The sequence below is a fragment of the Herbaspirillum sp. genome, assembly GCF_035644555.1.
GTDB lineage: Bacteria > Pseudomonadota > Gammaproteobacteria > Burkholderiales > Burkholderiaceae_D > Herbaspirillum.
In genome coordinates this window covers 1-5,315 of the sequence record NZ_DASQOH010000023.1, presented here as the reverse complement: position 1 = coordinate 5,315, position 5,315 = coordinate 1, and the positions used below count along the sequence as shown (strand labels likewise).

Genomic DNA, 5,315 nt, shown 5'->3' with positions numbered 1-5,315 from the left:
TCGATGACCAGTCCCTCCTGTTGCAATTGCCGGGCACGCCGCTCACGCACCAGGAAACTGACGTCCTGGCCCGCTTCAATCAGACGCGCACCGTAATATCCTCCCATGGCGCCAGCGCCGAGAACCAGTATCTTCATGTTCGTTCATCCGATAAATAAATGTTGACCATAATATATAAATCGGAAAAAGCCTGCTCGACATGCAGGCCTGCGGACGATACTGCAGCGATGGGACTTCAGCCGGGGAGGGCTAGGACCGGCTTTCTTTCAGGTCGGCGAGCAGTTCTTTTCGGGCCGCGTCGAGGATTTCATCAGAGAGTGCCGTCGTCCCGCTGGCCCGGGCCAGCAGCAATGCGCCCACCATGGTGGAGAGCTGGGTGATGGCATGCCGCCGTCGGGTCTTGGGGCCCCCTTGTTCCTGCAGTGCGCCCAGGCTGTCGAGCAAGTCATCGAGACCGGCGCGATAGGCCTCCCGTACCGGCTTATCCTCATCTTCGCGGGCGACATCGCTGGCCAACATGGCCGCCGGGCAGGCCGTGCCCGGCGCGTTGCGGTTTTCCGGACTGAGGTAGCGGTTGATGATGGCACCCAGGGCAGCGGCCGGCGATCTGCTTTGCGTGACGCTGGCCTCCCATTTTTCGCGCGACAGATCGAAGGCGCGGGTGCAGGCGATGGCGGCGAGTTCGTCCTTGGATTTGAAGTGGCCGTAGAAACCACCGTGCGTGAGGCCGGCCGCCTTCATCAGATCGACCACGCTGACCCGGTCGATGCCCAGTTCACGAAATAGCTGGGCCGATACGTCTTCGATGCGATCACGATTCAGTTCGGCTTGTTCAAGGGAGACACGCGGCATGGCTGTTCCAGGGAGGGCGGTTGGGGTGGGCAGGAGAGCGACATAATAAGCGATCTGCGCCCTGACTTTCTCCTGCCGACGGCCTTGCCGCGCTCAGTCCCAGTGCGGCGCAAAGTCCGGATTGGCCAGGCGTTCGCCGCGATCCAGCATTGCGATGGCACTCATCTCGGCGTCTGACAAGCTGATCTTGCCCGCGGCCAGGTTGCTAGCCAGGTTCTCGCGCCGGGTGGACGAGGGGATCACCGCGAAGCCCTGTTGCAGCGACCAGGCCAGCGCCACCTGCGCGGCCGAGACGCCGTGCCTGGCGGCGATCTCCAGCAGTGTCGCATCCTGCATCACCTTACCGTAGGCCAGGGGCATGTAGGCGGTCAGGTGGATGCCCTGGGTGCGGGCGTATTCGATCAGCTTGCGGTTCTGCAGGAAGGGATGGATCTCGACCTGGTTGGTGGCGATCTGGTCGGCACCGACGGCGGCAATGGCTTGCTCCATGTGGGCGATGGTGAAGTTGGAGATGCCGATCAGGCGCGTCAGGCCTTGTGCCTTGGCTTCGGCCAGCGTCTGCAGGTAGTCGGCCACCGGCAGCGCGTCCTGCGGCGAGGGCCAGTGGATCAGCGTCAGGTCGAGCTGTTCCAGGCGCAGCTCCTGCAGGCTTTCCTTGAGGCTGGGGATGAGCTTGTCGCGCGACAGATTTTCGGTCCAGATCTTGGTGGTGACGAACAGCGCATCACGGGCCACGCCGCTCTCGGCCAGCGCCTGGCCGACTTCGGCTTCGTTGCCGTAGATCTGCGCGGTATCGATATGGCGATAGCCCAGCTCCAGGCCGGTGCGTACCGAGTCGATGACCTGCTGGTCCTTGAGGCGGAAGGTGCCCAGGCCCAGGGCGGGGAGGGTGGAAGGGGCGGGGGCGTTGTGCATGTCTTGTCCTTTGCGTTGAGGATGAGGGCCGCCAGACGGGAACTGCCTGGGCGGCGGCATCAGTGCGATCGAGTATCGGACAAATCCTTTGTTGCTTGAAGTGCTCCGTCGGCAAATCATTGTTGATCACAACTCAATAATGTTTGGCGGTACAGGCATGGTGTTCCCGCCGGGCGATCATTCTGGATATTATTTAAATGATTTCGTCCCGCCAGCCGGGAGCCGCGACCTGCCTGGCTCGTCATATACCTTCAGGGTATATGCCCTATCGCAACTCGGTAATTTCCAAGCCTGATATGGGCTGATTACACTGGCGCCAGCCATCGCTGGATGGCCTTACATCAGACCTTCCGGCGCGTCCGGAAATCATCTCAGGGGGAACACCATGCACGTCATCAAGCTCGCCATTGCCGCATCCATCACCTTGTCTGCTGCTGCGGGTGGCGCGGCCATGGCCGACACGCTGGCCTCGGTCCAGAAGGCCGGGGTCGTCAGGATCGGCGTGCCGCAGGACTTCGCGCCCTACGGCGCGGTCAATGGCGACCTGCAGCTGCAAGGGCTGGATATCGATGTGGCACGGCTGGTGGCCAAGGGCATGGGCGTGAAGGCCGAGCTGATCCCGGTCCCCACCTCCAGCCGGGTGGCCTTCCTGCAGAGCCACAAGATCGACATGATCATCTCCACCCTCGGCAAGAATGCCGAGCGCGAGAAGGTGATGGATTTCTCGCAGGGTTACGCGCCGTACAACAACAGCGTCTTTGGTATCGCTGCGCTGAAGATCAGCGGCCCGGCCGATCTGGCGGGCAAGACCGTGGGCGTCACCCGCAGCACCTTCGAAGACCTGATGCTCACCGATACGGTACCCAAGACCACCGTCCTGAAGCGCTACGAAGACAACAACGGACTGGTGTCGGCCTATGTCGCCGGGCAGGTACAGATCGTCGGCACGGGTGACTTCGTCGCCTATTCGCTGGCCGAGAAGACGCCCTCCAACAAGCCGGTGCTGAAGTACGTCATCAATGTGTCGACCTGTTTCGTCGGCGTCAACAAGGGCGAGACTGCGCTGGTGGCAAAGATCAACGACGTGCTGACCGCCTCCAAGAAGAGTGGCGAACTCAATGGTCTGGTCAAGAAGTGGCTCAACGTGCCGCTGCCCGAGAAGATCGCCACCACCTATCAGTAAGACCCATCAGTCGGTGGCGCGCGGTCCTCGCGCGCCGCATTCTCCGGATGGAACAGTCGTCGGCCGTGCTTCACATCCCCATCCGTATCCACATCTGCATCCGCTCTCGCAAGGAACGGCAATGAAATTTCTCTCTGGTATCCGTATCGGGACCCGCCTGGCGGTCGGTTTCGCCATCGTGCTGGCTTTGTCCATCCTCGTCATGGTGCTGGGTATCTGGCGCCTGCAGATCGTCTCCGATGTCACCCATGAGATGGTCCATCATTCGGCCTTGAAGGAGCGCCTCATCTCTGCCTGGGTCGGCAGCCTGCGCGCTGGTGTGATGCGTTCGGTGGCGATGTCGCGCAGTGTCGATTCGACGCTGGGCAGTTACTTTCTCAACGAGGAAATGGCCGCCAACAAGGAAATCGCAGACCTGCAGGCGCAGTTGACGCCGCTGCTGGTGGCAGGGAAAGAGCAGGCCCTGCTGGCGGAAATAGGCCAATACCAGCGCCGCTACAAGGAGATATTCCTCAAGATCATGGATCTCAAATCCACCGGTGAACAGGAGCTGGCCAGCAGTACCCTGATCCAGGAATTCATGCCGCTGGCCAAGCAGTATCTGGCGGCCGTACGGACGCTGCAGCAGGCGCAGCAGGCCGAGATCGATGCCGCTTCGCAGAACATCGAGCGGCTCTCGCGTGACAGCCGCATCCTGCTGGTGGTGCTGGAGGTGGCAGCCTTGTTCTTCGGCGTGGTCTGTGCCTGGCTGCTCACGCGCAGCATCGTGCGTCCACTGCGGCAGGCAGTGGCATTGTCGGAGCGGGTGGCGCGGGGTGATCTGACGGCCACCGTCAGCCCGACCTCGCGCGACGAGATCGGGCAACTGATGACGGCCCTGCAGGACATGAGCCAGCGCCTGCGCGATATCGTCAGCCAGGTGCGGCACGGCACCGATTCCATCACGCTGGCCTCCGCTGAAATGGCAGAGGGTAATCTCGACCTCTCCTCGCGCACCGAGCAGCAGGCAGGGGCGCTGGAAGAGACCGCATCGGCCATGGAAGAACTCATCGCTACCGTGGGGACCAATGCGGACAACGCTCGCCAGGCCAGCCAGATGGCGGCCTCGGCATCATCGGTGGCGGGCGAGGGCGCGTCGGTGGTGGGCAAGGTGGTCGGTACCATGCAAAAGATCCACGCCTCTTCCGACAAGATCGTGGACATCATCGGCGTGATCGATGGCATCGCCTTCCAGACCAATATCCTGGCCCTGAATGCGGCCGTGGAAGCCGCTCGCGCCGGGGAGCAGGGGCGTGGTTTCGCGGTGGTGGCGTCGGAGGTGCGCTCCCTGGCGCAGCGTTCGGCGGCCGCCGCCAGGGAGATCAAGTCGCTCATCGATGATTCGGTGCAGAAGGTGGTGGCCGGCAGCGCGCTGGTGGAAGTGGCCGGCGCCACCATGCAACGTGTGGTGCAAAGCGTTGAGCACGTCCAAGCCATTGTCGATGACATCAGCGTGGCCACTGCCCAGCAGAGCGAGGGCATCCAGCAGGTCAACGATGCCGTGGCCCAGCTCGACGACCTGACCCAGCAGAATGCTGCCCTGGCCGAACAGGCCGCCGCCGCTGCTGCTTCGATGCGTGCGCAGGCGGGCGAGCTGACGCAGGTGGTCAGTATTTTCGCGATCGGGACGCAGGCCGGAGAAGCGTCGCCTGCCTCCCGGCACGCGTTGGCGTCGTCGCCGGTGGTGACTGTCGGCGCGCCGCCGCAGCCGCGCCTGCTCGTGCCCCAGCCGCGTTAGCCGGTGGTGTCCGTCATGGGCAGCGGCTGGGCTCCTTCCAGATGGGCAATATAGCGGCCCAGCGTGGGGTTGCCGTTATCGGCGCGATAGACGAAGGAGACGGGGTGGCGCATGGTCAGTTCCGGATGGTCGACTAGCACCACCCCTTCCGGGCAGGTATAGGCACTCACGTCAGAGACGATGGCATAGCCCACGCCGGCGGCCACCAGGCCGAGAATGCTCAGTACGTCGCTGGCCAGTTGCGCCTTGCGCGGCACCAGTCCAGCCGTCTGGCACTGGTAGTTGAGGAACTGGTCGTAGCCCGGCGCCACCTCGGTCGGGAACCAGATCGCCGGCTCTTCGCGCAGTGCCAACAGATGGACCGGCACCTGGCGGGCCAGCCGGCTGTCGCGGGGTAGCGCCAGTTTGAGTCGACACTCGAAGACTTCGATCTCGTTGAATTCACCCGCCAGGAACTGGTCGTTGGGCGGATAGCGCCAGGCCAGGAAACCGGCATCCAGTTCGCCTTCCCTGATCCGTTCCAGTTGCCGGGCCGACAGGCCCGGTTCCAGTGACATGGCAATCCGTGGCTCGGCCTGGTGAAAGCTG

6 protein-coding genes are annotated in these 5,315 nt (G+C 63.2%); 2 read left to right on the top strand and 4 right to left on the bottom strand.

Annotation, left to right across the window (positions count from 1 at the left end; translation table 11 throughout):
• The 3 genes from VE092_RS07125 to dkgB form a co-directional block, all read right to left on the bottom strand.
• Positions 1 to 137 (bottom strand): 2-dehydropantoate 2-reductase N-terminal domain-containing protein (locus VE092_RS07125; RefSeq protein ID WP_324875136.1); only part of this gene is annotated, 137 nt, incomplete at its 3' end.
• A 112-nt stretch (positions 138 to 249) separates the two neighbouring features.
• The gene (locus VE092_RS07120; protein ID WP_324875242.1) at positions 250 to 852 is read right to left on the bottom strand and encodes a TetR/AcrR family transcriptional regulator; all 603 of its coding nucleotides are present in this window, start codon (positions 850 to 852) and stop codon (positions 250 to 252) included.
• Between the two features lie 93 nt (positions 853 to 945).
• Positions 946 to 1,767 (bottom strand): 2,5-didehydrogluconate reductase DkgB, encoded by an 822-nt coding sequence (gene dkgB / locus VE092_RS07115; RefSeq protein ID WP_324875240.1) that lies wholly within the window; start codon positions 1,765 to 1,767, stop codon positions 946 to 948.
• A gap of 385 nt (positions 1,768 to 2,152) precedes the next feature.
• Here dkgB and VE092_RS07110 point away from each other — a divergent pair, with 385 nt between their 5' ends.
• Positions 2,153 to 2,950 carry a transporter substrate-binding domain-containing protein gene (locus VE092_RS07110; protein ID WP_182994082.1) on the top strand — a complete coding sequence of 266 codons (798 nt, stop codon included), beginning with the start codon at positions 2,153 to 2,155 and terminating at the stop codon, positions 2,948 to 2,950.
• A gap of 121 nt (positions 2,951 to 3,071) precedes the next feature.
• On the top strand, positions 3,072 to 4,727 hold the full coding sequence (locus VE092_RS07105; protein ID WP_324875238.1) for a methyl-accepting chemotaxis protein: 1,656 nt from the start codon (positions 3,072 to 3,074) through the stop codon (positions 4,725 to 4,727).
• On the opposite strand, the gene VE092_RS07100 is transcribed toward VE092_RS07105, so the two are convergent.
• Positions 4,724 to 5,315, bottom strand: a 592-nt coding sequence (locus VE092_RS07100) for a LysR family substrate-binding domain-containing protein (protein ID WP_324875236.1), incomplete at its 5' end; no start/stop codon positions are given. The genes VE092_RS07105 and VE092_RS07100 overlap by 4 nt on opposite strands.

Coding starts and splice junctions, on each gene's coding strand:
- VE092_RS07105 (WP_324875238.1), top strand. CDS start 3,072: ATGAAATTTCTCTCTGGTATCCGTATCGGGACCCGCCTGGCGGTCGGT.
- VE092_RS07110 (WP_182994082.1), top strand. CDS start 2,153: ATGCACGTCATCAAGCTCGCCATTGCCGCATCCATCACCTTGTCTGCT.
- dkgB (WP_324875240.1), bottom strand. CDS start 1,767: ATGCACAACGCCCCCGCCCCTTCCACCCTCCCCGCCCTGGGCCTGGGC.
- VE092_RS07120 (WP_324875242.1), bottom strand. CDS start 852: ATGCCGCGTGTCTCCCTTGAACAAGCCGAACTGAATCGTGATCGCATC.